The sequence below is a fragment of the Variovorax sp. UMC13 genome, assembly GCF_014170375.1.
GTDB lineage: Bacteria > Pseudomonadota > Gammaproteobacteria > Burkholderiales > Burkholderiaceae_C > Variovorax.
In genome coordinates this window covers 345,630-371,937 of record NZ_LZZW01000003.1, presented here as the reverse complement: position 1 = coordinate 371,937, position 26,308 = coordinate 345,630, and the positions used below count along the sequence as shown (strand labels likewise).

General features: G+C 70.3%; 26 protein-coding genes. 16 read left to right on the top strand and 10 right to left on the bottom strand.

What is annotated here, in order from left to right:
- Positions 1 to 106: 106 nt before the first annotated feature.
- Together egtD and egtB are read right to left on the bottom strand one after the other, a co-directional pair.
- Complete coding sequence (egtD, locus tag A9977_RS02455) at positions 107 to 1,090, bottom strand: L-histidine N(alpha)-methyltransferase (RefSeq protein ID WP_183023266.1); 984 nt, start codon at positions 1,088 to 1,090, stop codon at positions 107 to 109.
- Positions 1,090 to 2,346, bottom strand: a complete 1,257-nt coding sequence (egtB, locus tag A9977_RS02450; protein WP_183023265.1) for an ergothioneine biosynthesis protein EgtB — start codon at positions 2,344 to 2,346, stop codon at positions 1,090 to 1,092. Before egtB ends, egtD begins: the two co-directional genes overlap by 1 nt.
- A 122-nt stretch (positions 2,347 to 2,468) precedes the next feature.
- Between egtB and A9977_RS02445 the strand changes: the two genes are divergently transcribed.
- On the top strand, positions 2,469 to 3,806 hold the full coding sequence (locus tag A9977_RS02445) for an NAD(P)/FAD-dependent oxidoreductase (protein WP_183023264.1): 1,338 nt from the start codon (positions 2,469 to 2,471) through the stop codon (positions 3,804 to 3,806).
- 13 nt (positions 3,807 to 3,819) lie between these two features.
- Here A9977_RS02445 and A9977_RS02440 read toward each other — a convergent pair whose 3' ends face one another.
- Together A9977_RS02440 and A9977_RS02435 are read right to left on the bottom strand one after the other, a co-directional pair.
- Positions 3,820 to 4,113, bottom strand: a complete 294-nt coding sequence (locus A9977_RS02440) for a hypothetical protein (protein WP_183023263.1) — start codon at positions 4,111 to 4,113, stop codon at positions 3,820 to 3,822.
- 121 nt (positions 4,114 to 4,234) lie between these two features.
- Positions 4,235 to 5,176, bottom strand: coding sequence for an alpha/beta fold hydrolase (locus A9977_RS02435; RefSeq protein ID WP_183023262.1), 942 nt, complete (start codon positions 5,174 to 5,176; stop codon positions 4,235 to 4,237).
- A gap of 105 nt (positions 5,177 to 5,281) precedes the next feature.
- Here A9977_RS02435 and A9977_RS02430 point away from each other — a divergent pair, with 105 nt between their 5' ends.
- A complete protein-coding gene (locus A9977_RS02430) occupies positions 5,282 to 6,109 on the top strand; it encodes an AraC family transcriptional regulator (protein WP_183023261.1) in 828 nt (275 codons plus the stop codon).
- Between the two features lie 5 nt (positions 6,110 to 6,114).
- Here A9977_RS02430 and A9977_RS02425 read toward each other — a convergent pair whose 3' ends face one another.
- On the bottom strand, positions 6,115 to 7,812 hold the full coding sequence (locus tag A9977_RS02425; RefSeq protein WP_183023260.1) for a long-chain fatty acid--CoA ligase: 1,698 nt from the start codon (positions 7,810 to 7,812) through the stop codon (positions 6,115 to 6,117).
- A 178-nt stretch (positions 7,813 to 7,990) separates the two neighbouring features.
- Between A9977_RS02425 and A9977_RS02420 the strand changes: the two genes are divergently transcribed.
- On the top strand, positions 7,991 to 8,431 hold the full coding sequence (locus tag A9977_RS02420) for an OsmC family peroxiredoxin (protein ID WP_183023259.1): 441 nt from the start codon (positions 7,991 to 7,993) through the stop codon (positions 8,429 to 8,431).
- Here A9977_RS02420 and A9977_RS02415 read toward each other — a convergent pair.
- Positions 8,421 to 10,217 (bottom strand): GGDEF domain-containing protein, encoded by a 1,797-nt coding sequence (locus A9977_RS02415; RefSeq protein ID WP_183023258.1) that lies wholly within the window; start codon positions 10,215 to 10,217, stop codon positions 8,421 to 8,423. The two genes, A9977_RS02420 and A9977_RS02415, sit on opposite strands and share 11 nt — an antisense overlap.
- Before the next feature lie 155 nt (positions 10,218 to 10,372).
- On the opposite strand from A9977_RS02415, the gene A9977_RS02410 reads away from it, so the two are divergent.
- The 5 genes from A9977_RS02410 (at position 10,373) to A9977_RS02390 (ending at position 14,230) form a co-directional block, all read left to right on the top strand.
- A complete protein-coding gene (locus tag A9977_RS02410; RefSeq protein ID WP_183023257.1) occupies positions 10,373 to 11,176 on the top strand; it encodes a GntR family transcriptional regulator in 804 nt (267 codons plus the stop codon).
- Positions 11,173 to 11,985: a transporter substrate-binding domain-containing protein gene (locus A9977_RS02405; protein ID WP_183023256.1), complete on the top strand. Its 813-nt coding sequence runs from the start codon at positions 11,173 to 11,175 to the stop codon at positions 11,983 to 11,985. The genes A9977_RS02410 and A9977_RS02405 overlap by 4 nt, the downstream gene beginning before the upstream one ends.
- A gap of 149 nt (positions 11,986 to 12,134) precedes the next feature.
- A complete protein-coding gene (locus tag A9977_RS02400) occupies positions 12,135 to 12,791 on the top strand; it encodes an amino acid ABC transporter permease (RefSeq protein WP_183023255.1) in 657 nt (218 codons plus the stop codon).
- Between the two features lie 16 nt (positions 12,792 to 12,807).
- Entirely contained in the window at positions 12,808 to 13,461 is a 654-nt protein-coding gene (locus A9977_RS02395; RefSeq protein ID WP_183023254.1) for an amino acid ABC transporter permease, read from the top strand.
- Positions 13,445 to 14,230, top strand: coding sequence for an amino acid ABC transporter ATP-binding protein (locus A9977_RS02390; protein ID WP_220811441.1), 786 nt, complete (start codon positions 13,445 to 13,447; stop codon positions 14,228 to 14,230). The genes A9977_RS02395 and A9977_RS02390 overlap by 17 nt, the downstream gene beginning before the upstream one ends.
- 10 nt (positions 14,231 to 14,240) lie before the next feature.
- Here A9977_RS02390 and A9977_RS02385 read toward each other — a convergent pair whose 3' ends face one another.
- From A9977_RS02385 to A9977_RS02375, 3 genes are read right to left on the bottom strand one after another with little or no spacing between them, the layout of a single operon-like run.
- Positions 14,241 to 15,467, bottom strand: coding sequence for a CaiB/BaiF CoA-transferase family protein (locus A9977_RS02385; protein WP_183023253.1), 1,227 nt, complete (start codon positions 15,465 to 15,467; stop codon positions 14,241 to 14,243).
- Between the two features lie 7 nt (positions 15,468 to 15,474).
- Positions 15,475 to 16,266 carry an enoyl-CoA hydratase/isomerase family protein gene (locus A9977_RS02380; protein ID WP_183023252.1) on the bottom strand — a complete coding sequence of 264 codons (792 nt, stop codon included), beginning with the start codon at positions 16,264 to 16,266 and terminating at the stop codon, positions 15,475 to 15,477.
- Between the two features lie 42 nt (positions 16,267 to 16,308).
- On the bottom strand, positions 16,309 to 17,244 hold the full coding sequence (locus tag A9977_RS02375; protein WP_259651766.1) for a tripartite tricarboxylate transporter substrate binding protein: 936 nt from the start codon (positions 17,242 to 17,244) through the stop codon (positions 16,309 to 16,311).
- A gap of 131 nt (positions 17,245 to 17,375) precedes the next feature.
- On the opposite strand from A9977_RS02375, the gene A9977_RS02370 reads away from it, so the two are divergent.
- The 3 genes from A9977_RS02370 (at position 17,376) to A9977_RS02360 (ending at position 19,794) form a co-directional block, all read left to right on the top strand.
- The gene (locus A9977_RS02370; protein WP_183023250.1) at positions 17,376 to 18,038 is read left to right on the top strand and encodes a GntR family transcriptional regulator; all 663 of its coding nucleotides are present in this window, start codon (positions 17,376 to 17,378) and stop codon (positions 18,036 to 18,038) included.
- A gap of 52 nt (positions 18,039 to 18,090) precedes the next feature.
- On the top strand, positions 18,091 to 18,684 hold the full coding sequence (locus tag A9977_RS02365; protein WP_183023249.1) for a DUF1439 domain-containing protein: 594 nt from the start codon (positions 18,091 to 18,093) through the stop codon (positions 18,682 to 18,684).
- A gap of 135 nt (positions 18,685 to 18,819) precedes the next feature.
- Complete coding sequence (locus A9977_RS02360; RefSeq protein ID WP_183023248.1) at positions 18,820 to 19,794, top strand: glycerophosphodiester phosphodiesterase; 975 nt, start codon at positions 18,820 to 18,822, stop codon at positions 19,792 to 19,794.
- A 4-nt stretch (positions 19,795 to 19,798) separates the two neighbouring features.
- On the opposite strand, the gene A9977_RS02355 is transcribed toward A9977_RS02360, so the two are convergent.
- Positions 19,799 to 20,272 carry a MerR family transcriptional regulator gene (locus A9977_RS02355; RefSeq protein WP_183023247.1) on the bottom strand — a complete coding sequence of 158 codons (474 nt, stop codon included), beginning with the start codon at positions 20,270 to 20,272 and terminating at the stop codon, positions 19,799 to 19,801.
- A 73-nt stretch (positions 20,273 to 20,345) separates the two neighbouring features.
- On the opposite strand from A9977_RS02355, the gene A9977_RS02350 reads away from it, so the two are divergent.
- The 5 genes from A9977_RS02350 to A9977_RS02330 all read left to right on the top strand — a co-directional run bounded on the left by A9977_RS02350 (position 20,346) and on the right by A9977_RS02330 (position 26,302).
- Positions 20,346 to 22,418 carry a cation-translocating P-type ATPase gene (locus tag A9977_RS02350; protein ID WP_183023246.1) on the top strand — a complete coding sequence of 691 codons (2,073 nt, stop codon included), beginning with the start codon at positions 20,346 to 20,348 and terminating at the stop codon, positions 22,416 to 22,418.
- An 11-nt stretch (positions 22,419 to 22,429) separates the two neighbouring features.
- Positions 22,430 to 22,816: a DUF2946 family protein gene (locus A9977_RS02345; RefSeq protein WP_183023245.1), complete on the top strand. Its 387-nt coding sequence runs from the start codon at positions 22,430 to 22,432 to the stop codon at positions 22,814 to 22,816.
- Between the two features lie 78 nt (positions 22,817 to 22,894).
- Complete coding sequence (locus A9977_RS02340) at positions 22,895 to 24,388, top strand: TolC family protein (protein WP_310936076.1); 1,494 nt, start codon at positions 22,895 to 22,897, stop codon at positions 24,386 to 24,388.
- Entirely contained in the window at positions 24,388 to 25,764 is a 1,377-nt protein-coding gene (locus A9977_RS02335) for a multicopper oxidase family protein (protein ID WP_183023244.1), read from the top strand. Before A9977_RS02340 ends, A9977_RS02335 begins: the two co-directional genes overlap by 1 nt.
- 25 nt (positions 25,765 to 25,789) lie before the next feature.
- Positions 25,790 to 26,302 carry a plastocyanin/azurin family copper-binding protein gene (locus tag A9977_RS02330; protein WP_183023243.1) on the top strand — a complete coding sequence of 171 codons (513 nt, stop codon included), beginning with the start codon at positions 25,790 to 25,792 and terminating at the stop codon, positions 26,300 to 26,302.
- Positions 26,303 to 26,308 lie beyond the last annotated feature (6 nt).

Genomic DNA, 26,308 nt, shown 5'->3' with positions numbered 1-26,308 from the left:
GCAGACAGCAGGGTCGCCTTTTCTTTGCTTACTTTCTTTTGGCGAAGCAAAAGAAAGTGAGTCGCCCGCCGGGGCGAGTCCCGGCCCCCGTCCCCAGCAGAGACAACTAAGCAGCCAACCAATGCACGCTGAACAACCTCTCCGGATCCGTCCAAACCGCCACCGGCCGAAACCCCGCCCGCACAGCCAGAGCACGCAACCCCTCCACCGTGAACTTGTGCGAATGCTCGGTATGCAAGGTCTCCCCTTCCGCAAACTCGAAGGTCTCACCGTTCAACACCACGCTCTGCGCACAGCGGCTGACGAGATGCATCTCGATCCGCTGCAAGGGCGCGTTGTAGAAGGCCGCATGACCGAAGGCCTCGAGGTCGAAGTCGGCCCCCAGCTCGGCATTGGCGCGCCGCAGCAGGTTCAGGTTGAAGGCGGCCGTCACGCCTTGCGCATCGTTGTACGCCGCGTGCAGCAGCGCCGGGTCCTTGACCAGGTCCACGCCCAGCAGCAAGCCGCCGCCACGCAGCAGGCGGGCCGCCAATTGCAGGAAGCTCAAGGCCTCGTCCGGCGTGAAGTTGCCCAGGGTCGAGCCCGGGAAGAAGCCCACGCGCCGCCCGGCCCCTTCGCCCGGTGCGGGCAGCACCAGCGGCATCGTGTAGTCGGCCGCCACCGGCTGCACCACGAGCTGCGGATAGTCGGCGCGCAGGCGTTCGGCCGCGGCCTTGAGGTGCTCGCCCGAGATGTCGATGGGCAAGTAGCGCCGCGGCGTTTCCAGTGCATCGAGCAGCAGGCGCACCTTGGTCAGCGAACCGGCGCCGAACTCGATGATCTCGGCGTTCGGGCCGATCTGCTGCGCGATCTCCGCGGCGCAGTCGGTCAGGATGCCCAGCTCGGTGCGCGTCGGGTAGTACTCGGGCAGCTCGCAGATGCGGTCGAACAGCGCCGAGCCCTCGACGTCGTAGAAGAACTTGGGTGACACGCTGCGCGCGCGGCGTGACAGGCCGGCCTGCATCTCGCGGCCGAACTCGGACAAGGGCACCGGGGTGGAAGGCGTGGCGCCGCGCGAGACGTCCGCGGGCAGGGAGGCGGGATTGCGCATCAGAGATCCTTTGCGAGCCGCAGGCCCGAGAACTGCCAGCGCGCGGCCGGCGGGAAGAAATTGCGGTAGCTGGGCCGCGTGTGGCCGGCCGGCGTCGCGACGCTGCCGCCGCGCAGCACCAGCTGGCCGACCATGAACTTGCCGTTGTATTCGGCCGCCACGCCGGGCAGCGGCCGGAAGCCGGGATACGGGTCGTAGGAGGAACGGGTCCACTGCCAGACATGGCCGGTCATCTCGCCCATGCCGGCGTCGGCGCAGGCGGCCTCCCACTCGAACTCGGTCGGCAGGCGCGCGCCGGCCCATTCGGCGTACGCGGCGGCTTCATAGAAACTCAGCTGCGCCACCGGCGCCTCGTGCGCCAGCGGCCGCACGCCGTGCAGGCCGAAGAGCTGCCAGCCCACGGCCGCGGGCGCGCCGCCGGCCAGGCCCAGCCGCGGATCGTCGGGCGCAAGCCAATAGGCCGGCGCGCGCCAGCCCTGCGACTGCACCGCGGCCCAGCCGTCGGACAGCCACAGCTCGGGCCGCTGGTAGCCGCCGTCGGCGATGAACTGCGCATAGTCGCCGCAGTTCACCAGCCGGTCGGCGATGGCATAGGGACGCAGCAGCACGCGGTGACGCGGCGTCTCGTTGTCGAAGGCGAAGCCCTGGCCCTCGTGCCCGATCTCGAGGTGGCCGCCGGACTGGGCGCGCCAGTGCATCTCGGGCGCCACCGTGGCCAGGCGCAGGGCCGGGCCGCCCGCGGCGCGGTAGGCCGGCAACAACGGGTTGCAGGACAGCGCATGCAGGATGTCGGTGAGCAGCAGTTCCTGGTGCTGCTGCTCGTGGTGCAGCCCCAATGTGAGCACCGCCGCCACCTCGTCCCAGGCCGCCGCGTCGACCGTGTCGAGCAGCCGCTCGACGCCGGCATCGACATGGGCCCGGTAGGCATGCACCTCGTCGACCGAGGGCCGCGTGAGCAGGCCGCGCTGCGGGCGCGGATGGCGCGGGCCCAGGGCCTCGTAGTAGGAATTGAACAGGTACTGGAAGCGCGGGTCGAAGGGCCGGTAGCCGCTCGCATGGGGCTGCAGCAGCACGGTCTCGAAGAACCAGGTGGTGTGGGCCAGGTGCCACTTGGTCGGACTGGCGTCGGGCATCGATTGGATGCACTGGTCCTCCGCCGACAACGGTGCCGCGAGTTCGAGGCTGGCAGCGCGCACCGCGCGAAAGGTGTCACGCAAGGCGTCGGGGGCCTGCGTGCTCGGCCGGGAAAGCTTCATGGGGAGGACTCCAGGGATCGCATCGGGCGTTGTAGTCGATGACGGTGACATGCGTCCGTAGGACAAGCCCGCGCGCGTGCGACCCGACGTAACAGCAGCTTTCCGTTGCCCATAATGCCTGCATGAATTCCACCGCCCCTGCCCGCCGCCCCCATGTCCTCATCGTCGGCTGCGGTTTCGGCGGTCTAGAGGCCGCCCGCCGGTTGCAGCGCGAGGCGGTCGACGTGACCGTCATCGAGAAAACCAACCACCACCTGTTCCAGCCGCTGCTCTACCAGGTGGCCACCGCCGGCCTGGCCGCGCCCTCGATCGCGGCGCCCACCCGGCTGCTGTTCCGCGGCCAGGCCTCCATCACCACGCTGCTGGGCGAGGTGACCGACATCCTGCCGGCCGAGCGCGCCGTGCAGCTGCGCGACGGCCAGCGCATCGGCTACGACCACCTGATCGTCGCGGCCGGCGCCACCCACAGCTACTTCGGCAACGACCACTGGGCCCGCTTCGCGCCGGGCCTCAAGACCCTGGCCGACGCCTTCGAGATCCGGCGCCATGTGCTGATGTCCTTCGAGGCGGCCGAGAAGGAAAGCGACCCGGTGCGCCAGCGCGCGCTGCTGACCTTCGCCGTGATCGGCGCCGGCCCGACCGGCGTCGAGATGGCCGGCACGCTGGCCGAGATCGCGCGCCACACGCTGGCCGGCGAGTTCCGCCGCATCGATCCGGCCAGCGCCGAGGTGCTGCTGATCGAGGGCGGCCCGCGGGTGCTGCAGGCCATGCCCGAGGGCCTGAGCCAGAAAGCCAGGGAACAGCTCGAGCGGCTGGGCGTGAAGGTGCGGTTGAACGCACGGGTCACCTCGATCGACGCCACCGGACTGGACATCGCGGTGGGGGCCGAAGGCAGCACAGAACGCATCGACACCCACTGCGTGGTCTGGGCCGCGGGCGTGGCGGCTTCGCCACTGGGCCGGTTGCTGGCGACCGCGGTCGGCGCCGAGGTCGATCGCGCGGGCCGCATCCGCGTCGAGCCCGACCTGAGCCTGGCCGGCCATCCCGAGATCAGCGTGGTGGGCGACCTGGCGGCCGCCCTGAGCCATGCGCCCGGCAAGGACCCGAAGCCCGTGCCCGGCGTCTCGCCCGGCGCCAAGCAGATGGGCCGCACCGCCGCGGCCAACGTGCTGCACCGGCTGGCCGGCGAGCCGACCGAGGCCTTCCGCTACCGCGACTACGGCAACCTCGCGACCATCGGCCGCAACTCGGCCGTGGTCGACCTCGGCACGCCCTTCGGCCCGCTGCGCTTCAGCGGCAAGCTCGCCTGGCTGTTCTGGCTGTTCGCCCACGTCTACTTCCTGATCGGTTTCCGCAACCGCCTGGTCGTGCTGATGGACTGGGCCAGCGCCTACTGGAGCTTCCAGCGCTATGCGCGCGTGGTGGCCGACGTGGACGTGGCGGGCAAGGGCGAGTCTTAGCGCCCCTTGCGCTTCAGAGCGTGGCGTTGCCGTCGCGCGCGGCCTGCCGCGCCTGCGCACGCACCGCATCGCGTGTGATGGCGCCCTGCCCCAGGCTCAGCACGCCGGCCGAGGCCGCGTCGCCATAGAGGTTGCCGGCGCGGCTCGCGGCCAGCGCACCGGCGCGCACCGCGCCGCGGTCGGCCTGGTTCACCGCCACGGCCGGGGTCTGCGCCACCGAGGCTTCGCCGAACACCGGCGCGCGGGCCGCGGCACGCGCATCGACGGCGACGTCGGCACGCGAACGGACCGCATCGATGCGCTGCACGCCCTGTTAGCTTTCGGCCTGCACGCCGGTGGCGACGCCCAGCAGGGAGAGAACGATGGCGCCGAGAACTTGGGTGGTCTTCATGATGGATTTCCTTGGGTTGAAACGGGTGCGGCGGAGATCACTGCTGAAGGAAATTCAGCAGGTCGTTGTTGAGCCGGTCCTTGTGGGTGTCGGTCAGGCCGTGCGGCGCGCCTTCGTAGACGATCAGCTTGGCGTTCTTGATCAGCCGGGCCGAGGCGCGGCCGGCGGCGTCGATGGGCACGATCTGGTCGTCGTCGCCGTGGATCACCAGGGTGGGCACGTCGAAGCGCTTCAGGTCTTCGGTGAAGTCGGTGGCCGAGAAGGCCGCGATCGAGTCGTAGGTGTTCTTGTGGCCGCCCTCCATGCCCTGCGCCCGGAAGGACTGGATCGCGCCCTGCGAAGGCTTGGCGCCCGGCCGGTTGAAGCCGAAGAAGGGGCCCGAGGCGATGTCCAGGTACAGCTGCGAGCGGTCTGACAGCGAGGCCTTGCGCAGGCCGTCGAAGACCTCGATCGGCAGGCCGCCCGGGTTGGCCGCGGTCTTCAGCATCAGCGGCGGCACCGAGCTCACGAGCACCGCCTTCTTCACCTTGGCCGTGCCGTGGCGGCCGATGTAGCGCGCCACCTCGCCGCCGCCGGTGGAAAAGCCCACCAGCGTGACGTCCTTGAGCTGGAGCCCGTCGATCACGGCGGCCAGGTCGTCCGCGTAGTGGTCCATGTCGTTGCCGTCCCAGGGCTGGCTCGAGCGGCCATGGCCGCGGCGGTCGTGCGCCACCACGCGGTAGCCCTTGGAGGCCAGGAACAGCATCTGCGCTTCCCAGCTGTCCGAGTCCAGCGGCCAGCCGTGGCTGAAGGTCACGACCGGGCCGTTGCGCGGACCCCAGTCCTTGTAGTAGAGCTGGACGCCGTCCTTCGTGGTGATGTAGTTCGCGCTCTGCACGACGCCCGCCACGGGGCGTGCCGGCGTCGGCTCGGCCGCCAGCGCGGCGCCGCATGCGAGGGCCACGGCGGCGAGAGCGGCAAGACGGGGGATGGTTTTCATGGCTTTTTCCTTTGACGGGGATGTGTTGAAGCGACAAAGGCAACTTTAGGCGCCTGGAAAAACGATTGGTGATAAAAAGTCCTGATAATTTGACTTGGAGTATTCATGGTCGATCGACTCGAGGCGCTGCTCGCGCACTTCAGCGTGAGGGCGAAGGTCTTCCAGCGCGGCGCGCTGTGCGGCATCAACGAACTCTCGGACCGGGGCGGCTGCGGCCACCTGCACCTGGTGCGCAGCGGCGAGGTGGGCGTGAGCCATGGTGGCGCGGAGGTGCTGCGGATCACGCAGCCCAGCCTGCTGCTCTACCCGCAGCCGATGGCGCACCGCTTCCTCACCGACCCCAAGCACGGGGCCGATTTCGTCTGCGCGCAACTGGATTTCGAGGGCGGTGCCCACAACCCGATCTGCGCCGCGCTGCCGCCCTTCGTCTGCGTGCCGCTGGCCGAGATCGGCGGCGCGCAGCAGGTGCTGACGCTGCTGTTCGAGGAAGCCTTCGCGCAGCACTGCGGCCGGCAGGCGCTGCTCGACCGCCTGTTCGAGGTGGTGCTGATCCAGGTGCTGCGCCACCTGATGGAAAAAGGCCAGACCCGCGCCGGCATGCTGTCCGGGCTGTCGCACGCGCGGCTGCGCAACGCGATCGTGGCGATGCACGAGGGCGCCGAGCGCGACTGGACGCTCGACACGCTGGCCGAGCGCGCCGGCATGTCGCGCAGCGTGTTCGCCACCCAGTTCCGGGACACGGTGGGCTGCACCCCCGGCGCCTACCTGCAGCGCTGGCGCGTGGGGCTGGCGCAGCAGGCGCTGCGCCAGGGGCGATCGCTCAAGCTGATCGCCGGCGAGGTCGGCTACGGCAGCGAGGCCGCGCTGTCACGCGCCTTCAAGGCGCAGTGCGGGCTGTCGCCGCGCGAGTGGAAGCAGGCGCAGCAAGCCTAGGGCGATCAGGTCGCCGCGGCCGGCTCCTTCTCCTGCAGCAGCCGCCACATGACCTTGCCCGCGCCGCTCTTGGGCAGCGCGTCGACGAATTCCACCCGGCGCGGGATCTTGTAGACCGCCATGTTCTCGCGGCACCAGTCGATGATCTGCTGCTCGGTCGTGTCCTTGTGGGTGGCGCGCAGCACCACCACGGCCTTGACCGACTCGCCGCGGTAGGCGTCCTTCATCGCGATCACGCAGGCTTCCTGGATCGCCGGATGCTTGAACATCAGCAACTCGACCTCGGCCGGCCAGACCTTGAAGCCGCTGGCGTTGATCATGCGCTTGAGCCGGTCGGTGATGAAGAAGTAGCCGTCTTCGTCGACCCGGCCCATGTCGCCGGTGCGGAAGTAGCGCTTGCCCTCGAACTCGATGAAGGCGGCCGCCGTGGCGTCGGGCCGCTTCCAGTAGCCCTGGAACACTTCGGGGCCGCAGGTGATGATCTCGCCGGACTCGCCGACCGGCAGCTCCTTGAAGGTGTCGGGGTCGACCACGCGCGAGTCGCTGCTCATGAAGGGAATGCCCAGGCACTGCTGCTTGGGGTGGTCGGCCGGCTGCGCGTGCGAGGGCGCCGCGGTCTCGGTCAGGCCGTAGCCTTCATGGTAGTGGAGGCCGTACTGCTCGAACAGCCGCTGGGCCACGGCCTGCGGCATGGCCGCGCCGCCGCCGCCGATGTAGACCATGCTGCGCAGGTCGAAACTCGCGAAGTTGGGGCTGGCCATGAGGTCGATCACCATGGTCGGGATGTTGGTCCAGCTGGTGATCTTGCGCAGCGAGATCAGCCGGCCCGCGACCTCGCGGTCCCAGCGCGGCATGATGACCAGCGTGCCGCCCGAGAAGATCGTGGTGTGCATCATGCTCACCACGCCGGTGATGTGGAACATCGGGACCACCGCCAGCACCACCGCCTCCGCCGACACCGAGCCCCAGAGCTGGCTGGCGACCGCGTTGTGCATCAGGCTCGAATGGTGGTGCACGCAGCCCTTGGGCAGGCCGGTGGTGCCGCTGGTGTAGGGCAGCAGTGCCATGTCGTTGGCGCCGACCACGTGCTCCGGCACCGGATGGCCCGCGTCCAGCGCGTCCTGCCAATGCATGGCGCTGCCGCCGGCCAGCGCCGGCAGCGGGTGGCGCGCCAGCAGCCAGTCGCGCCAGGCCTGCGCGGGCGCCTCTTCGCCGCTCACCTCGGCATCGAAGGCGTCGGTGAACTGGGTGACGATCAGGTGCGCCAGGCGTTGCGCGGGCTCGAGCGCGTCGCTGGCCTTGGCCAGTTCGGGCGCCAGGTCGCCGGTGGTGATCGCCACCTTGGCGTCGGGGTCGACGATGTAGTGCTTGAGCTCCTCGGCCCGGTTCATCGGGTTGACCGGCACCACCACCGCATTGGCGCGCAGGATCGCGAAATGCGCGATCACGAGTTGCGGGCAGTTCTGCATGTCGAGCACCACGCGGTCGCCGCGGCGCACGCCCAGAGCGTGCAGCGTGCCGGCCAGGCGCTCGGCCTGGTCCACCAGTTGGCGGTAGCTCAGTTCGCGGCCGAAGAAGACCAGCGCCGCCTTGTCCGGGTACCGCGCGGCCGAAACGGCGAGGTTGTGCCACAGCGAGGTGGCGGGCACGGTGATGGCATGGGGCAGGCGCTGTGGCCAGAACTTGTGATGTGGACGGTCCATGAAGTCTCCCTTTTGAGCCCGACAGCCTACGACGCGAAGTCGGGCCCATGCATCGGGGAAGCCCCGAAGCGCGTCACCTGCGCGACGCCGAAAAAACCGACGATGGGCTGCGCGCCGACAGACGGCCGGGCGCGGGGGCTCTAAAAGGGGTCTCCATCCACCACCCCGAGGAGCTCCCATGGCAGCAGACAAGAAGGCAAGCGTTCACTGGGAAGGCGCCGGCAAGACCGGCCAGGGCCAGGTCAGCACCGAGACCGGCGCCCTCAAGGACTACCCCTACGGCTTCGCGAGCCGCTTCGGCGACGACCGCAAGGGCACCAACCCCGAGGAGATCGTGGGCGCGGCGCATGCGGCCTGCTTCACCATGGCCTTCGCCTTCGCGCTCGAGGCCGAGGGCCTGGCCGCGACGACCATCGACACCCGCGCGGCGGTGCGGCTGGCGAAGGACGGCGCGGGCTTCAAGATCGACCGCATCGCGCTGGAACTCGACGCGGCCGTGCCCGGCCTCGACGAGGCGAAGTTCCAGGCCATCGCGGCCGCGGCCAAGGCCGGCTGCCCGCTGTCGAAGGCGCTGACCGGCGTGCCCGAGGTCACGCTGAAGGCGGTGCTCAAGGGCTGATCCAGGCGGAGGGGTCCGGCTCGGTGCCGGTGAGGCACTCGCCGAAGACCCGGATGCCCGCCACCCCCTGCGCCTTGGCGGCATACATGGCGCTGTCGGCATGGCGCAGCAGCAGGTCGGGGTCGCGCCCGGCCTGCGGGTAGAGCGCGATGCCGATCGAGGCCGCCACCGACAGCGCATGGCCCTCGATCCGCAACGGCTCGGCCAGCGCCGACAGGATACGCTCGGCCAGGCGCCGCGCCGGCGCTTCCTCGCGCACGCGGTGCTGCAGCACCGCGAACTCGTCGCCGCCGAGCCGGGCCAGCACCTCGCCCGCCCCGCTCACCCGCCGCATCCGCTCGGCCACCGCGATCAGCACCTGGTCGCCCACGGCATGGCCGAAGCGGTCGTTGATCGGCTTGAACTGGTCGATGTCGATGTAGTGCACGGCGAAGGGCTCGCCGCCCTGCGCGGCCGCGGTGCTCGCGGTGCGCAGGTGCTCGAGGAACACCTCGCGGTTGACCAGCGCGGTGAGGCCGTCGTGGCGCGCCAGGTGGCGGATGCGCTCCTCGCTGCGCCGCCGCTCGGTGATGTCGGTGTAGGTCCGGACCACGCCGCCGCCCTCGATCGGCACGCTGAAGATCTCGATCACGCTGCCGTCGGGGCGCTGCCGCTCGTAGCGCTGGACCGTGTCGAGGATGCCGCCGGACCGGATGAAGTCCATCACGTCCGCGGGCGTGCTGGAGAACTCGCCCTTGGCCATCTGGTGGTCCAGCACCTGCTGGAAGCTGGGGCGCGAGGCCATCAGCGCCTCGGGCAGGTCGAGCAGCTGCATGGCGCGCCGGTTGCACACCTCGACCACCCGCTCGGCACTGACCATCATGATGCCTTGCTCCATGCGCTCGAGCGTGGCCTCGAGCACTGCCGATTTCTGGCGCAGCAGCGCCTCGCTTTCGCGCGCGCGCCGCTCGGCCACCCGCAACTGCTGCTGCTGGCGCTTGAGCGTCGTGATGTCCACGTGCGCATAGAAGCCCTTGCCGTCGGGGCTGCGCTGCGCGATCACCCGGCTCCAGCGTGCGCCGGGCAGCGGCAGCTCGAAGGGGGCGCCGGCAAAGCGCATGTTCTCCTCGAGGATCGCCATCCCTTCCTCGAACAGCGCCCGCTCGTCGCCGCGGTTCTCGGCCCAGGCCTGGCGGTAGGCTTCGGCGAAGCGCAGCCCGTGCGCCGCGCGCCGGTGCGGCAGCCCGTACATCGCGACGAAGGGTTCGTTGACCCACAGGATGCGGTCGTCGCTGCCGGTCACCATGACGCCGTCGGCCACGTGGTCGAACAGCACCGTGCCGTCGATCTCGGGGGCGCCCGACAGGCCGCCGAAGGCCGAGATCACGTCGCCATCGCGTTCGGCCGTCTCCTGCTCCTTCCAGAGCCGTATCCGCCCCACGCCCGGCAGGGGCAGCGATGCGACGCACAGGGAGCGGCCCTCGTGCTCGAAGACGAAGGGCCGCTGCTGCGCATGGTGGCGTGCCAGGCCCTCGGCGATGTAGCGCTCGATGGCCGGCATCTCGCGCTTGTCGAGCCGCCCTTCGTAGAAGCGGCGCAGGTTGGCGGCATAGGGCTCGCCGACCTGGACATGGCCCGCGTGCTGGGGAAAGAAGCGCAGGAAGCTGCGGTTCCAGAGCAGGACGGCGTCGTCCTCGTCGAACAGGCAGAGCGCGACGCCCAGCCCGTCGAGCGCAGCAGCCACCGGCCTCAGCAGATTGGCGGCGGCATCCGGGCCGACGCCCGCCGGCAACTCTTGAGCGCTCATCGAAAGGTCTCCACGCGGTGTTCTGGCTGGGTGCAATTTTTGTTTTGCGTGGATTCTGCCTGCGAAGCCGGCGCCCCCCGGCGCGCGGCCGCCCGGACGGCCGTGCGCACAGCGCTTGCATACCAGCAGGCACGGAACCTGCTGATGCCTGTGCCATGTCCATCTCCGCCTCCGAAATCAGTGCCCGCATCGTCGAAGCGGTGATGGCGGGCAAGCTCGCCCCCGGCTCGCGCCTGGGCGAGCAGCAGCTCGCCATGCTTTTCGACTGCAGCCGCACCATCGTGCGCGAGGCGCTCACGCGCCTGGCGGCCCGCGGCATCGTGACCGTGTCCTCGCGCCGCGGCTGGTTCGTCATCGAGCCCTCCGAGGACGAGGCGCGCGAGGCCTTCGAGGCCCGCCGCGTGATCGAGGTCGGCCTGATCCGCAGCGCCGGCCGCATCGAGAAACCCGCGCTGCGCCGGCTCAAGCTGCACCTGCAGCGCGAGCAGGCCGCCGTGCAGGGCACCGACGTGGGCACGCGCAGCTTCCTGCTGGGCGACTTCCACGTCTGCCTGGCCGAGTGCCTGGGCAACAGCCTGCTGGCCGACACGCTGCGCGACTTCACCGCGCGCACCACGCTGATCGCGATGCTCTACCAATCGACGCACGATGCCGCGCAATCGTGCGGCGACCATGTGCGCATCGTCGATGCACTGGCACGGGGCGACGCGGCCCAGGCCGAGGCATTGATGGCCGAACACATCGGCACGGTGCAGTCGGCCCTGCGCCTGCAGGCCCGCAGCGACCCGCTGGCGCACCTGCGCGATGCATTGGCACCGGTTCAGGGCGGCGACCTGAACGACAAGAACAAGGCACACGTCTTGCATACAAGCCCCCGCAAGACGAAGGCCCCGCGCAAGGCGACGCCCTCTTCCCCCTCTCCCGACGATTCATCGACCTACCTAGGAGCCCTGCTGTGAAGTCCTTCCTTTCCGCCACCCTCTCGACGCGCCGCGTCGCCGTGCTCGCGCTGGCCTCGGCCACGCTGTTGGCCGCCGGTGCCGCCCAAGCCCAGGCCGCGCTGGACAACATCCTCAAGTCGAAGACGCTCAAGGTCGCGGTGCCCACCGACTACCCGCCCTACGGCTCGGTCGACCGCACCATGACGCCCATCGGCCTCGACGTCGAGATGGCGCAGCTCATCGCGTCCAAGCTGGGCGTGAAGGTCGAGCTGGTGCCCGTGACCAGCGCCAACCGCATCCCCTACCTGCAGACGAAGAAGGCCGACCTGGTGATCTCCACGCTGGGCAAGAACCCCGAGCGCGAGAAGGTGATCGATTTCTCCTCCGCCTATGCGCCCTTCTTCCAGGCCGTGTACGCGGCCAAGAGCATGAAGCTCGCGAGCTTCGCCGACATGGCCGGCAAGACCGTGGCCGTGACGCGCGGCGCGATGGAGGACCAGGAGCTCAACAAGGTGGCGCCGCCCAACGTCGACTACCGCCGCTTCGAGGACAACAACGCGACCATCGCCGCCTTCGTGGCCGGCCAGACCCAGACCATCGCCACCAGCGCCGCGGTGGCGGGCGACATGCTGGCCAAGAACCCCAAGGTCAGCGCCGAGTTCAAGCTGCTGCTCAAGGACAGCCCCTGCTTCGTGGGCATCGCCAAGAACGAGACCGCGTTGAAGACCAGGGTCAACGAGATCATCGCGGCCGCGAAGAAGGACGGCACGCTGGACGCCATGTCGAAAAAATGGCTCGGCAAAGCCGCCGGCGACCTTCCTGCATAGGCCCACCCCCGACGCGGCTCACTCCGTGTAGCCGCCTCCCCCTCCAGGGGGCGACACCAGCGGCCCGGCGAAGCCGGTTCCGCGGTGTCCCACGACTGAAGAACAAGTGCGATCGCTGTTCATGTGCCTGGCACCAAGGAGCCTTTGATATGGAATTCGACTTCGGCGCCGTCCTCGTCGACTGGCGGCTGCTGGCCAAGGGCATCGGCTGGACCGTGGGCCTGACGGCCATCGCCACGCTGATCGGCATGGTGGTGGGCGTGGCCTGCGCCTGGGCGCGGTCCAGCGGGCCGGCCTGGCTGCGCTGGGGGGTGGGCACCTATGTGGAGCTGATCCGCAACACGCCCTTCATCGTGCAGCTGTTCTTCATCTTCTTCGGCCTGCCGGCCGCGGGGGTGAAGCTCACGCCGGAGACGGCCGCGGTCATCGCGATGGTGGCCAACCTCGGCGCCTACGCGACCGAGATCATCCGCGCCGGCATCGAGGCCACGCCGCGCGGCCAGATCGAGGCCGCCGTGAGCCTGGCGCTCAACAAGGTGCAGGTGTTCACCCGCGTGGTGCTGCCGCCCGCGCTGAAGAAGGTCTGGCCCGCGATGGTGAGCCAGATCATCATCGTGATGCTGGGCTCGGCCGTGTGCAGCCAGATCTCGGTCGAGGACCTGAGCTACGCCGCCAACCTGATCCAGAGCCGCAACTTCCGCGCCTTCGAGGCCTTCATCATCGCCACCGTGCTGTACCTGGCGCTGTCGGTCGGCCTGCGCCGCCTGCTCAACTGGGCCGGCCCGCGCTGGTTCTTCGGCCGCTGAAAGCGGGGGAAAGACCATGAACGACTTCTCCCTCTGGGACATCCTGCGCAACCTGCTGATGGCGCTGCGCTGGACCGTCGCGCTGTCGGTGATCGCCTTCGTGGGCGGCGGCGTGGTGGGCGCGCTGCTGCTGTTCCTGCGGCTGCGCGCGGGCAAGGCGCTCGACCGCGCGATCGGCACCTATGTGCAGCTGTTCCAGGGCACGCCGCTGCTGATGCAGCTGTTCCTGGCCTACTTCGGCATCGCGCTGATGGGCATCGAGGTCTCGGCCTGGACCGCGGCCTCGGTGGCGCTCACGCTCTACACCAGCGCCTACCTCACCGAGATCTGGCGCGGCTGCGTGGCCTCGATCCCCAAGGGCCAGTGGGAGGCCTCGGGCAGCCTGGCGCTCGGCTTCGGCGAGCAGATGCGCCACGTGATCCTGCCGCAGGCCCTGAAGATCGCGACCGCGCCCACGGTCGGCTTCCTGGTCCAGGTGGTCAAGGGCACGGCGCTGGCCTCGGTGATCGGTTTTGTCGAACTGACCAAGGCCGGCAGCATGATTTCCAACGCCACCTTCCAGCCCTTCGTGGTGTTCAGCTGCGTGGCCCTGATGTACTTCGCCCTCTGTTTCCCGATCAGCCTCTATGCGCGGCACCTCGAAAGGAAGATCCATGTCCATCGTCGCTGAAGCCCCGGCGCATGCCGCCCATGTGGCGGCCGGCGCGCCCATCGTGCAGATCACGGCGCTGCGCAAGTCCTACGGCACGAACGAAGTGCTCAAGGGCATCGACCTCACGGTCAAGCGCGGCGAGGTGATCGCGATCATCGGCAAGAGCGGCTCGGGCAAGAGCACGCTGCTGCGTTGCATCAACGGGCTCGAGGTGTTCCAGCAGGGCTCGCTGAGCGTCGACGGCAAGCCGCTGCTGCACGAGAGCGCAATGGCGATGCGCGAGCTGCGCCAGCGCGTGGGCATGATCTTCCAGGGCTTCAACCTGTTCCCGCACCTCACGGTGGGAAAGAACGTGATGCTCGCGCCCACGCTGGTGAAGAAGCGCAGCACGCTCGAGACCGCTTCGCAGGCCCGCAAGCTGCTCACGCGCGTGGGCCTGGCCGAGAAGTTCGACGCCATGCCCGACCAGCTCTCGGGCGGCCAGCAGCAGCGCGTGGCCATCGCCCGCGCGCTGGCGATGGAGCCGGCGGTGCTGCTGTGCGACGAGATCACCTCGGCCCTCGACCCCGAACTGGTGGGCGAAGTGCTGCGCGTGGTCGAGTCGCTGGCCGACGAGGGCATGACCTTGCTGATGGTCACGCACGAGATGAGTTTCGCGCGCAAGGTCGGCGACCGCGTGATCTTCATGCACCAGGGCCGGGTGCACGAGATGGGGCCGCCGGCCGAGCTGTTCGCCAATCCGCAGACGCCGGAACTCCAGCAGTTCCTGTCCTCGCTGCACGACTGACGGTCATCGCTCAGCCCGCCTCGGGCTGGTACTGGCAGACCGCCTTGGCCGCCTCGAGCGCCGCGATCTCGTCCGCTTCAAAGCCGAACTCGGCCAGCACCTCGCGCGTCTGCTCGCCGATGCGCGGCGCGGCCGAGCGCGCGAAGGGCGCCTCGCCGTCGAAGTGGATCGGCAGCCCCAGCGAGCGCGTGTGGCCGCCTTCCGCATGGTCGACCTCGACCACCATGCCGATGGCGCGCGACTGCGCATGCTCGAGCGCCTGCCCCACGTCGTGCACCGGGCCGACCGGCACGCCGGCCTGGTCGAAGCGCTCGATCCAGTAGGCCGCCGGATGCGCGGCCAGCGCCTCGGTGATCAGCGCCTCGAGCGCACGCTGCGCACCCAGGCGGTCGCGGCCAGTGCGAAAGCGCGCCTCCTGCAGCCATTCGGGATGGCCCAGCACCTCGGTGATGCGCTGCCAGTTGGCCTGGTTGCCGCCGCCCAGCGCGATCGCGCCTTCGCCGCAGCGGAAGGTCTGGTAGGGCGCGATCAGCGGATGCGCGGTGCCCATGGGCTTGGCCACCGAGCCGTCGGAGAAGTAGGCGGCCGCGAACCAGTACATCTGCTGCAACGAGGCCTGCAGCAGCGAGGTCTCGACCTTGGCGCCCTGCCCCGTGCGCAGGCGCTGGATGTAGGCCGCCAGGCAGCCCATCGCGGCCAGGATGCCGGCGTTGATGTCGGCCACCGAATTGCCGGGCTTGGCCAGTTCGCCATCGATCGAGCCGGTCACGCTGATCAGTCCGGAGAAGGCCTGCAGCACCAGGTCGAAGCCACCCTTGTCGCTCAGCGGGCCGTTGGGGCCATAGCCGGTGATCGAGCAATACACCAGCTGCGGGTTGATGGCGCGCAGCTGTTCGTAGCCCAGGCCCAGCGCATCGAGCTTTCCGCGCCGGTAGTTCTCGGTCACGATGTCGCAGCGGCCGACCAGGCGCCGGATCACTTCCTGCCCGGCGGGCTGGCGGATGTCGACCGCCACCGAGCGCTTGCCGCGGTTGAGCATCAGGAAGCTGGGCGCCAGGCCCGGATCGCCGGGCCGCGCATAGCCGCGCGAGTCGTCGCCGGCGGGAAACTTCTCGATCTTGATCACCTCGGCACCCATGTCGGCGAGCATCAGGCCGCAGATCGGGCCGGCCATGATCTGCGAGAGTTCGAGCACGCGCACGCCGGCCAGCGGCAGGTCCTTGGGGGTGGTGGTCATGCGCTGCTCAGTGGCCCGCGAAGACGGGCTTGCGGTTCTCGGCGAAGGCCGCCAGCGCCTCCTGGATGTCGCGCGTGCCCAGGCTCGCGCCGTAGGCGGCCGAGGCCGTGGCCTCGTCGTACTGGCCGCGCGCCACCTCGTTGAGCGTCTTCTTCATCGACACCAGCGGCACCGGTCCCTGCGCCAGCAGGTCGTCGGTCCACTGCATGAGTTCGGCATCGAGCTGCGCCGGTTCGACCAGCGCATCGAGGTAGCCGATGCGCAGCATCTCCTCGTCCTGTATCGGCCGCGAGGTGAGGAACAGCCGTTTGGCCGCGCCCAGGCCCAGCCGCGACACCCAGCGGCGGATGCCGTGCGGGTAGTAGTGCAGGCCCAGCCGCGCGGCCGGCATGAACATGCGCATGCCGCGCACGCCGAGGCGGAAGTCGCAGGCCAGCACCAGGTCGGTCGAGCCGCCATAGACCGGCGCATGCAGCCGCGCGATGGTGATGGCGCGCGCGTTCTCGATCTCGTCGGTGAGCATCTCGAAGGTGTTCTCGTGGGCGCTGGCCGCGCCGCCCAGGCGCGTGAGGTCGAAGCCCGAGCTGAAGCTCTTGCCGCTGCTGGCGAACACGATCACGCGCACGCTGGCATCGGCATTCAGTTGTTGCAGATAGCCGCGCAGCACGCCGACGTCGTCGGGCTCGATGCGGTTGTGGGTGGCCGGGCGACGCAAGGTGATGGTGGCGATCGGCCCGTCGATCGACAGCAAGGGCGCCGCGGCGGGGGCTTCGGTGGTGGCTTCGGGTGAGAGGCTCATGACAGTGGGAAGGTGAAGAAGAGGAAGTGGAGGAAGGAAAGCTCAGTCGAAGCGCAGGTTCTGGTCGCGGATCACGCGGCCCCATTTCCTGAAGTCGACGCCGACCAGTTCGGTGGCCGCTTCGGGTGTGCCCGGCGCCACGTCGTTGCCCTGCGAGATGAACTTGTCGCGCAAGGCCGGCGTCTGCAGCGCGCTGTTGAGCGCCGCATTGATCTTTCGGGTGATCTCCGCCGGCATGCCCTTCGGGCCGGCCAGCACGAACCAGCCCTGCGCGTCGTAACCCGCCACGCCTTGCTCGCCGATCGGCTTGACGCCCGGGAAGGCCGGCACCGGCCGCGCCGAGGTCACGGCGATGGCCCGGACCCGGCCCGACTGCACCAGCGGCACGGCCGGCGCGATGGTGGCGAAGGACACCTTCACCGAGCCCGCCATGAGGTCGTTCAATGCCGGTGCCGCGCCCTTGTACGGCACGTGCAGCAGCGAGGTCTGCGTGTTGGCCGACAGCAGTTCGGCCGCCATCTGGTGGATCGAGCCCAGGCCCGAGGTGCTGTAGCTCACCGCGCCGGGCTGGGCCCGCGCCAGCGCCAGCAGCTCCTGCAGGTTGTTCGCCGGGACCGAGGGGTGGACCAGCACCACCAGCGGCGCCTTGGACACCACGCCCAGGTAGCTGAAGCTGGCCGTCGGGTCGTAGCTCACCTTGCGCGCATGCGGAATGATGCTCAGCGGCGCGCCGTCGACCAGGCCGATCGTGTAGCCGTCCGGTGCCGCCGTGGCCACCGTCTCGGCCGCGATGGCGCCGCCCGCGCCGGGCTTGTAGTCGACGACCACCGGCTGGCCCAGCGACTTCTCCATCAACGGCGCCAGGTCGCGCGCCACGGCATCGGCCGCGCCGCCCGGCGTGTAGCCCAGCACCAGCCGGATCGGCCGCGTGGGCGACCAGGGTTCCTGGGCATGGGAGGATGCGCCCAGCCCGACCAAAATGAGGAAGGCCCCCAGAACACCCCGTAAACCGCCGGCTCTGCGCATGAAATGTCTCCGTTGAAATATTTATAAGAGTTATAAATATACTTTCAGTCAATCTCAGTATGCAACCCAGTCAAAACCCTGAGGTGGGCACGACGCTCGCCGAATCCATCCGTCTCACCATCATTCGGGACCTGTCGAGCGGCGCCATGCGGCCCGGGCAGCCGATCGACGAGCGGGCGCTGAGCGAGCGCTTCAACGTCTCGCGCACCCCCATCCGCGAGGCGATCCTGCAGCTGGCCGCTCAGGGCTTCGTGGTGGTGGGCCCGCGCACCGGCGCCTCGGTGCCCAAGCTCTCGATCCACATGCTGCGCGAGCTGCTGGAACTGCTGGGCGAGATGGAGGCCACCGCCGCCAAGTTCGCGGCCAAGCGCATGCGCCCGGCCGAGAAGCAGGAGCTCGCGGCCAGCCTGGCGCAGTGCGGCACCGCGGCGCAGGCCGACGACCCCGCGGCCTACCAGCTGGCCAACGACCGCTTCCATGAACTGATCTATGCGGCGGCGCGCAACGAAGCGCTGGTGGCCCAGATCCGTAACCTGCGCACCCGCAGCGCCGGCTACACCGCCGACCGCTTCGAATCGCCGGGCCGGATGCGGCTGTCGGTGCTGGAGCACACGCGCATCGCCGAGGCCCTGCAGCGCAGCGACCCGGCCGAGGCCCAGGCCGCGATGCTCGACCACATCTCGATCGGCGGGCGCGACTTCGCCGAATTCGTGAGCGGCCTGCCCGAGGCGCTGCTCAAAGATTGAGGCGCGGGCCGGTTTCGGGGAACGCGGCGAAGCGTGGCAAGCTCACACCACCATGCCTTCACGCCACCGCACGCTCCCCCTGCCCGATCCGCATCCACGCCGCCAGCTGCTGCGCCTGCTCGGCGCCGCGGCGGCCGGCGCACCCCTGGCCGCGCTGGCCGGCTTCAACTTCTTCACCAGCGAATACACCATCGGCCGCGACGAGCTGCAGGCGCAGATCGCCAAGCGCTTCCCGGTACGCCAGCGCTATGCCGAGCTGTTCTCGGTGAGCCTGCGAGATCCGCAGCTCACGCTCGACCCCGCCACCAACCGCGCCAGCATCACGGCGAACATGACCATCGGCAGCCCGCTGCTGCAGCCCTCGAGCGTCGAGGGGATCGTGTCGGTCAGCAGCGCCTTGAAATACGACGTGGCCGCGCTCGCGCTGCGGCTGCACGAACCGCGCGCCGAGCGCATCGAGCTGCAGGGCCTGGACGGCCGCGACGCCGAGCGGCTGCAGAAGATCGGCGGGCTGGTGGCGCAGGAGCTGCTGCGCGACTACCCGCTGCGCACCTTCAAGCCCGAGGAGCTGACCGTGGGCCGCAAGACCTACCAGATCGGCGACATCACGGTGCAACGAGACGACATCAAGGTAGCCTTGCTATGACCCCCCCGAAGCGCCTGCGGCCCCTCCCCCCAGGGGGCGCACCGAGCGGCCTGGCGGCGCCAGTTCCGCGGGTGCCCTGGCCTCGGGTCGTATCGGTTTCATGCGCTGCGGGCGCCTACACCCTGGAGATCTGAAATGCCACGTGCACGCCCCTTGATCGCCACCGCGCTGCTGGCGCTCGCGACCTTCGCCGCCCAGGCCTTCGACATCCAGGCCCACCGCGGCGGCCGCGGGCTCTGGCCCGAGAACACGCTGCATGCCTTCGACCAGGCCGTGACCATGGGCGTGAGCACGCTCGAGCTGGACATCGGGCTCACGGCCGACGGCGTGGTCGTGGTCTCGCACGACATGGCGCTCAACCCGGCGCACACGCGCGATGCCAAGGGCCAGTGGCTGCCCGCGGCCGGGCCGCTGATCCATTCGCTCACGCTGGCGCAGCTGCAGGCCTACGACGTGGGCCGGCTGCAGCCCGGCAGCAAGTACGCCGAGCAGTTCGCCAGCCAGACCGCCCATGACGGCGAGCGCATCCCGACGCTGGCCTCGGTGTTCGCGCTGGTGCAGGCGCGCCGCGCGCATGCGGTGCGCTTCAACATCGAGACCAAGATCGACCCCACGCAGCCCGACAGCAGCGCCGCGCCCGAGGCGATGGTGCGCGCGCTGCTGGCCGAGATCGACAAGGCCGGCATGGCCGATCGGGTGACCCTGCAGAGCTTCGACTGGCGCACGCTCGCGCTGGTGGGGACACTCGCGCCGTCGATGCCGCGGGCCTACCTCACGACCGCGCGCACCCTGAAGGACCCGCGCTGGACCGCCGGCCTGAACGCGGCCGATTTCGGCTCGACGCCCAAGCTGGTCAAGGCCGCGGCCGGCGACGGTACGGCGCCGGTGCTGTGGTCGCCCGCCGGCAACGACGTGACGCCCGCGGCCGTCAAGGAGGCGCAGGCGCTGGGCCTGAAGGTCGTGCCCTGGACCATCAACAAAGCCGCCGACATCCAGGCCCTGCTGGACATGGGCGTCGACGGTCTGATCAGCGACTACCCGGACCGGCTGCGCACGGCGGTGCGGGCGCAGGGGCTGCCCATGCCGCTGCCGACGGGGCCCGTGAACTGATCGGCTAGACGTGCCGCGTGGCCGAGGTGCCACGCTCGCCCTGCAGGGCCTGCGCGTCGGCGCGCTCGTGCAGCGACTCGATGATGTGGCACTGCGCATCGCTGCCGTCGCAGCTGTCGCGCAGCGCGAGCAGGTCTTTCTCCAAGGTGCGCAGTTCGTCCAGCCGTTCGCGCACATGGCCCAGGTGGGCATCGAGCGCGACGCAGGCCGCGTCGCAATCGGCCTTGCTGCGCAGGTCCAGGCCCAGCAGGGTACGCACCTCGTCGAGCGACATGTCCATCGCGCGGCACAGCCTGACGAAGCGCAAGGCGTGCACGTCGGCATCGCTGTAGAAACGGTAGCTGTTGTCGGCCCGGCCGGGCGGCGCGATCAGGCCCTGCTTCTCGTAGTAGCGGATGTTGGCGGCGCTCACGCCGCTGGCCGCGGCTGCCTCGCCGATGCGGTAACCCTGGGTGGCGTGCGGCTTTGGAAGGGACATGGCTTGACCTTGGAGTGACTTCAACCTTTCCAATCGTGGCACATCTTCGAGAACAACCAGGAACCGACGACCGATGTCCTCACAACGCTCCTCCTCCGCCCTGCCGCCGGTGACGCCGCTGGTCCAGCCCGACGCGGCCTCGGGCTGCGCCAGCGACGGCTGCTGCGGCGCGCCGATCAGCCTGCGCGACAAGCCGCACGCGGCCCACAAGGGACACGAAGGCCACGCGCACGATCACGACCATGAACACGCCGAGGCCGGCGACGGCCACGATCACGGCCCCCTGCCCGGCTGGCCGCGCATCGCCGCCGCGCTGGTGGTGGCGCTGGCGGCCGAGCTGAGCCACCTGCTGCTGCCCGAGACCACCGCCTGGCGCATCGCCGGCATGGCGTTGGCGGCCGTGGCGATCGCGCTGGCCGGCACCGGCATCTACCGCAGCGGCATGAAGTCGCTGCTGCGCGGCAAGCTGGGCATCGACGCGCTGATGGCGGTCGCCGTGACCGGCGCCTTCCTGATCGGCCAGTGGCCCGAGGCCGCGATGGTGATGGCGCTTTACGCATTGGCCGAGCTGATCGAGCACAAGGCGGCCGACCGCGCGCGCAACGCCATCGGCGGCCTGATGGCGCTGGCCCCCGACGAGGCCGAGGTGCGCGAGGCCGACGGCAGCTGGCGCCGCGTGGCCGCGCGCGAGGTCACGCTCGACGCGGTGGTGCGCATCCGCCCGGGCGAGCGCGTGCCGCTCGACGGCGTGGTCACGGCCGGCGCCAGCGCCATCGACCAGGCCAGCGTCACCGGCGAGAGCATCCCGGTCGACAAGGCCGTGGGCGACACGGTCTTCGCCGCCACCGTCAACCAGAGCGGCGAGCTGCAGGTGCGCGTGACCGCCATCGCGGGCCAGACCACGCTCGACCGCATCATCGAATCGGTGGAGCAGGCGCAGGCCGCGCGTGCACCGACCCAGCGCTTCGTCGAACGCTTCGCCGCGGTCTACACCCCCACCGTGTTCGTGCTCGCCATCGCGGTGGCCGTGCTGCCGCCGCTGCTGCTCGACTGGCTGTGGCTCGACGCGATCTACAAGGCCCTGGTGCTGCTGGTCATCGCCTGCCCCTGCGCGCTGGTGATCTCGACGCCGGTCACGGTGGTGAGCGGCCTCACGGCGGCCGCGCGGCGCGGCATCCTGATCAAGGGCGGCACCCACCTCGAGGCCGCGCGCAAGCTGCGCGCCGTGGCGCTGGACAAGACCGGCACGCTGACCGAAGGCAAGCCCAAGCTGGTCGACTGGCAAGCCTGGGGCGCGGCCGATAAGGCGCTGGTGCGCGAGGCCGCGGCCAGCCTGGCGGGCCGCTCCGACCATCCGGTGTCGAAGGCATTGGCCGCAGGGCTCGACGGCGCGCATGCGCAAGTCGATGACTTCCGCGCGCTGGTCGGCCGCGGCACCGAGGGCCGCATCGGCGACCGCGCGCTGGTGCTGGGCAACCACCGGCTGATCGAGGAGCGCGGCCTGTGCAGCCCCGAACTCGAGGCCGCGCTCGCGGTGCACGAGCAGCAGGGTCGCACCGTCACGCTGCTGGCCGACGCGCGCGCCGTGCTCGGCATCTTCGCGGTGGCCGACACGGTCAAGCCCGGCTCGCGCGAGGCGGTGGCCGCGCTGCTCGCGCTGGGCGTCACGCCCGTGATGCTCACCGGCGACAACGAGACCACCGCGCAGGCCGTGGCCCGCGAGGCCGGCATTGCCGACGCCCGCGGCAGCCTGCTGCCCGAGGACAAGCTGGGCGCGGTGCGCGCGATGCAGCAGCGCTACGGCGCGACCGGCATGACCGGCGACGGCATCAACGACGCGCCCGCGCTGGCCCAGGCCGACATCGGCTTCGCGATGGGCGCCGCCGGCACCGACATCGCGATGGAGACCGCCGACGTGGTGATCATGAACGACGACCTGGGCCGCATCGCCGAGACCATCCGGCTGTCGCGCCGCACGCACGCGGTGCTGTGGCAGAACATCGCGCTGGCGCTGGGCATCAAGGCCGTGTTCTTCGCGCTGGCGGTGTTCGGCAGCGCGACCATGTGGATGGCGGTGTTCGCCGACATGGGGGCGAGCCTGCTGGTGGTGGGGAATGGCTTGAGGTTGCTGCGCGCCCGACTTTAGAATCGGGTGCCATGCGCATCCTCGTGCTCCTTCTTGCCATCGTCCTGCTGCCCCTGCGCGGCTGGATGGGCGACGCCATGATGCTGGCGCCGGTGCAGCCGGTGGCCGCGGCGCAGGCGATGCACGAGATGTCGCATGAGATGTCCGGCGAAGCGCACGCGATGCACATGGCACATGCCTCCGTCGATGCGGGCCACGCCATGGATCAAGGCGATGCCCCCACGGCCCATGCCGGCCACGCCACCTGCGACACCTGCCAGTTCTGCCATTCCGTCGCCGTGACGGCCTGGCCCGAAGTTCCCCTGCCGGCCGAGGCGCCACGCCACGCGCCGGCCGCCGAGCCCGTGCTGTTCGCCAGCGCCGATGCCGGCCAGGGCTTCAAGCCGCCCATTTCCTGATCTCCCTGCCCGCAGTCCGTCCGCCGTGCCCCTTTTGGGGGGTCCAGGCGGCCGCTTCCTCGCTCGTGGAGATCCACCGTGTTCCTTTTTCTTCATCGCCCTTCGAGGGCTGCGCCGCGCATTGCTGAGCGCGGCTCGACGCCCCCTTCCCTTGTTCCCCGTGCCCTGACGCTGGCCGCCGCGCTCGCATTGACCGGCTGTGCCAGCCTCGCGCCCGACGGCGGCGAGCGCGACGTGCAGTCGCTGGTCGGTGGCAACGCCATCCTCGGCGACGCCACGCCACGCGCCGCGCCCGACGCGGCCAGCCGCCAGGCCGTCGACGCGCTGCTCGCCCAGCCGCTCGACGCCCAGGCCGCGGTGCGCATCGCGCTGGCCAACGGCCCGCGCATGCAGGAGGCCTTCGCCATCCTGCAGCTCAGCGATGCCGACCGCGTGCAGGCTGCGTCGCTGCCCAACCCCCTGTTCGCCTTCGGCCGGCTGCGCGAGGGCCGCGAGCTCGAGATCGAGCGCGCGATCGGCTTCAACGTGCTGGGCCTGCTCACGCTGCCCTGGCAGGCGCGCTGGGCCGGCCAGCGCCACGAGGTCGCCAAGCTGCAGGCCGCGCAGAGCGTGCTGCAGCTGGCGGCCGACACGCGCCGCGCCTGGGTGCGCGCGGTGGCCGCGCAGCAGGCCGTGGTCTACCTGCGCGACGCGAAGTCGGCCACCGAGGCCGGCGCCGAACTGGCCGAGCGCATGGCCAGGGTCGGCAACTGGAGCGCGCTGCAGCGCACGCGCGAGCAGTTGCTGCATGCCGATGCCGCGGCCCAGCTGGCGCGTGCCGAGCAGGCCGCGCTGTCCGCGCGCGAGCAGCTCACGCGCCTGCTGGGCTTGAGCGCGGCGCAGGCCAACTACCGGCTGCCCGATCGCCTGCCGCCCCTGCCCGTGTCGATGCCCGCGCTCGCCGATGTGCAGGCCAGCGCGCTGCGCGACCGGCTCGACGTGCGCGCCGCCCAGGCCCAGACCGCGGCCACCGCGGATTCGCTGGGCCTCACGCATGCGACCCGCTTCGTCGATGCGCTGGGAATCGGCGGCGTGCGCAACACCACCTTCGAGAACGACGCCGACGGCAGCCGCCGCACGCAGCAAGGTTTCGAACTCTCGCTGCCGATCCCGCTGTTCGACTGGGGCCAGGCCCGCAGCGCGCGGGCCGAGGCGCTCTACCGCCAGTCGGCGGCCCGCGTGCGTGCCACCGGCCTGCTGGCCGCCAGCGAGGCGCGCGAAGCCTACGGCGGCTGGCGCAGCGCCTGGGACATCGCGCAGCGCTACCAGACCGAGGTGCTGCCGCTGCGCCAGCAGGTCAACGAGCAGATGGTGCTGCGCTACAACGGCATGCTGGCCAGCGTGTGGGAGCTGCTGGCCGAGACCCGCGCCAGCATGCTGGCCGTCAATGCCGCGATGGACGCCCAGCGCGACTTCTGGCTGGCCGACACCGACCTGCAGTTCGCGCTCACCGGCAGCTCGCCGGCCGGCGTGAACGCGCTGCAGTCACCGGGCGACAGCGCCGCCCTCCCTTCCACCGCAGGAGCCCACTGATGGACCGCCGCCACTTCTTCACCGGCGCCGCCACCGCCATCGCCGCGGCCGGCGTGGGCCGTGCCGCGCTGGCCGCGCTGCCCGAGGCACACACGCAGGCCTCGACCGCCACCGCCGCGCCGCTGCTGCCACCCGACGGCCGCCCCTACGACCCGGTGGTCACGCTCAACGGCTGGACGCTGCCCTGGCGCATGAACGCCGGGGTCAAGGAATTCCACCTGGTGGCCGAGCCCGTGGTGCGCGAGATGGCGCCGGGCTTCAAGGTCAACATGTGGGGCTACAACGGCCAGTCGCCGGGCCCGACCCTTGAGGTGGTCGAGGGCGACCGCGTGCGCATCTTCGTGACCAACCGCCTGCCCGAGCACACCACCGTGCACTGGCACGGCCAGCGCCTGCCCAACGGCATGGACGGCATCGGCGGCATCACGCAGCCGCACATCCCGCCGGGCAAGACCTTCGTCTACGAGTTCACCGCGCGCCGGCCCGGCACCTTCATGTACCACCCGCATGCCGACGAGATGGTGCAGATGGCGATGGGGATGATGGGCTTCTGGGTCACGCACCCGAAGGCGCGGCATCCGCTGATCGCACCGGTGCAGCGCGACTTCTGCTTCCTGCTGGGCAGCTTCGACGTCGAGCCCGGCGCGGCCACGCCCAAGGTCAACACCATGACCGACTTCAACATCTGGAGCTTCAACAGCCGCGTGTTCCCGGCCATCGACACGCTCAACGTGCGCCAGGGCGACCGGGTGCGCATCCGCGTGGGCAACCTCACGATGACCAACCACCCGGTGCACATCCACGGCCACGAGTTCGAGGTCACGGGCACCGACGGCGGCCCGGTGCCCAAGAGCGCGCGCTGGCCCGAGGTGTCGGTCGACGTGGCGGTGGGCCAGATGCGGCAGATGGAATTCATCGCCGACGAGGAAGGCGACTGGGCCCTGCACTGCCACAAGAGCCACCACACGATGGGACCGATGGGCCACGAGGTGCCGACCATGATCGGCGTCGATCACAGGGGCGTGGCCGAGAAGATCCGCAAGCTGGTGCCCGACTACATGGTGATGGGCGACAAGGGCATGGCCGACATGGGCAGCATGGAGATGCCCATTCCCGACAACACGGTGCCGATGATGACCGGCAGCGGCCCCTTCGGCGCGGCCGAGATGGGCGGCATGTTCACCCTGCTCAAGGTGCGGCGCGACCAGAAGCCCGGCGACTACAGCGACCCGGGCTGGTTCAGGCACCCGGCCGGCACCGTGGCCCGCGAGGTGCCGAACGGCGACGCGCCGCCACCGACGCAGGCCGCCCCGGCGGCAGGCACGCCCGACGCCAGCGTGCGCAAGCCCTCGGGCCATGGCGCACACGACCACTGAACCCCTTCACGACATTCCCATCACCATGCACAAGACACTCGCATCCCTCGCCGCCGGCCTCGTGCTCGTGGCGGCCACCGGCGCCACCATGGCGCACGAGAACCACGCTGCCAGGCCCCAGGGCGCGGCCACGCTCGCGCCCGAGCAGAAGCCCTGGGGCATCGCCGGCGAGGCCCGCGCCGTGACCCGCACCATCGACATCGCGATGGCCGACGACATGACGTTCACGCCCTCCGTGATCGAGGTGCGCGAAGGCGAGACGGTCCGGCTCCGGTTGAAGAACCGCGGCCAGGCACTGCACGAGCTCGTGCTCGGCACCCAGGCCGAGATCGAGGCCCATGCCGCCATGATGCGGAAATTCCCGGACATGGAGCACGACGATCCCTGGATGGTGCACGTGCCCGCGGGCAAGACCGGCGCCATGGTCTGGACCTTCAACCGCGCCGGCGATTTCGACTTCGCCTGCCTGGTCGACGACCACTACGAACTGGGCATGGCCGGCCGCATCCGCGTGCGGGCCGCCGCCGCCAAACCCTGATCTGAA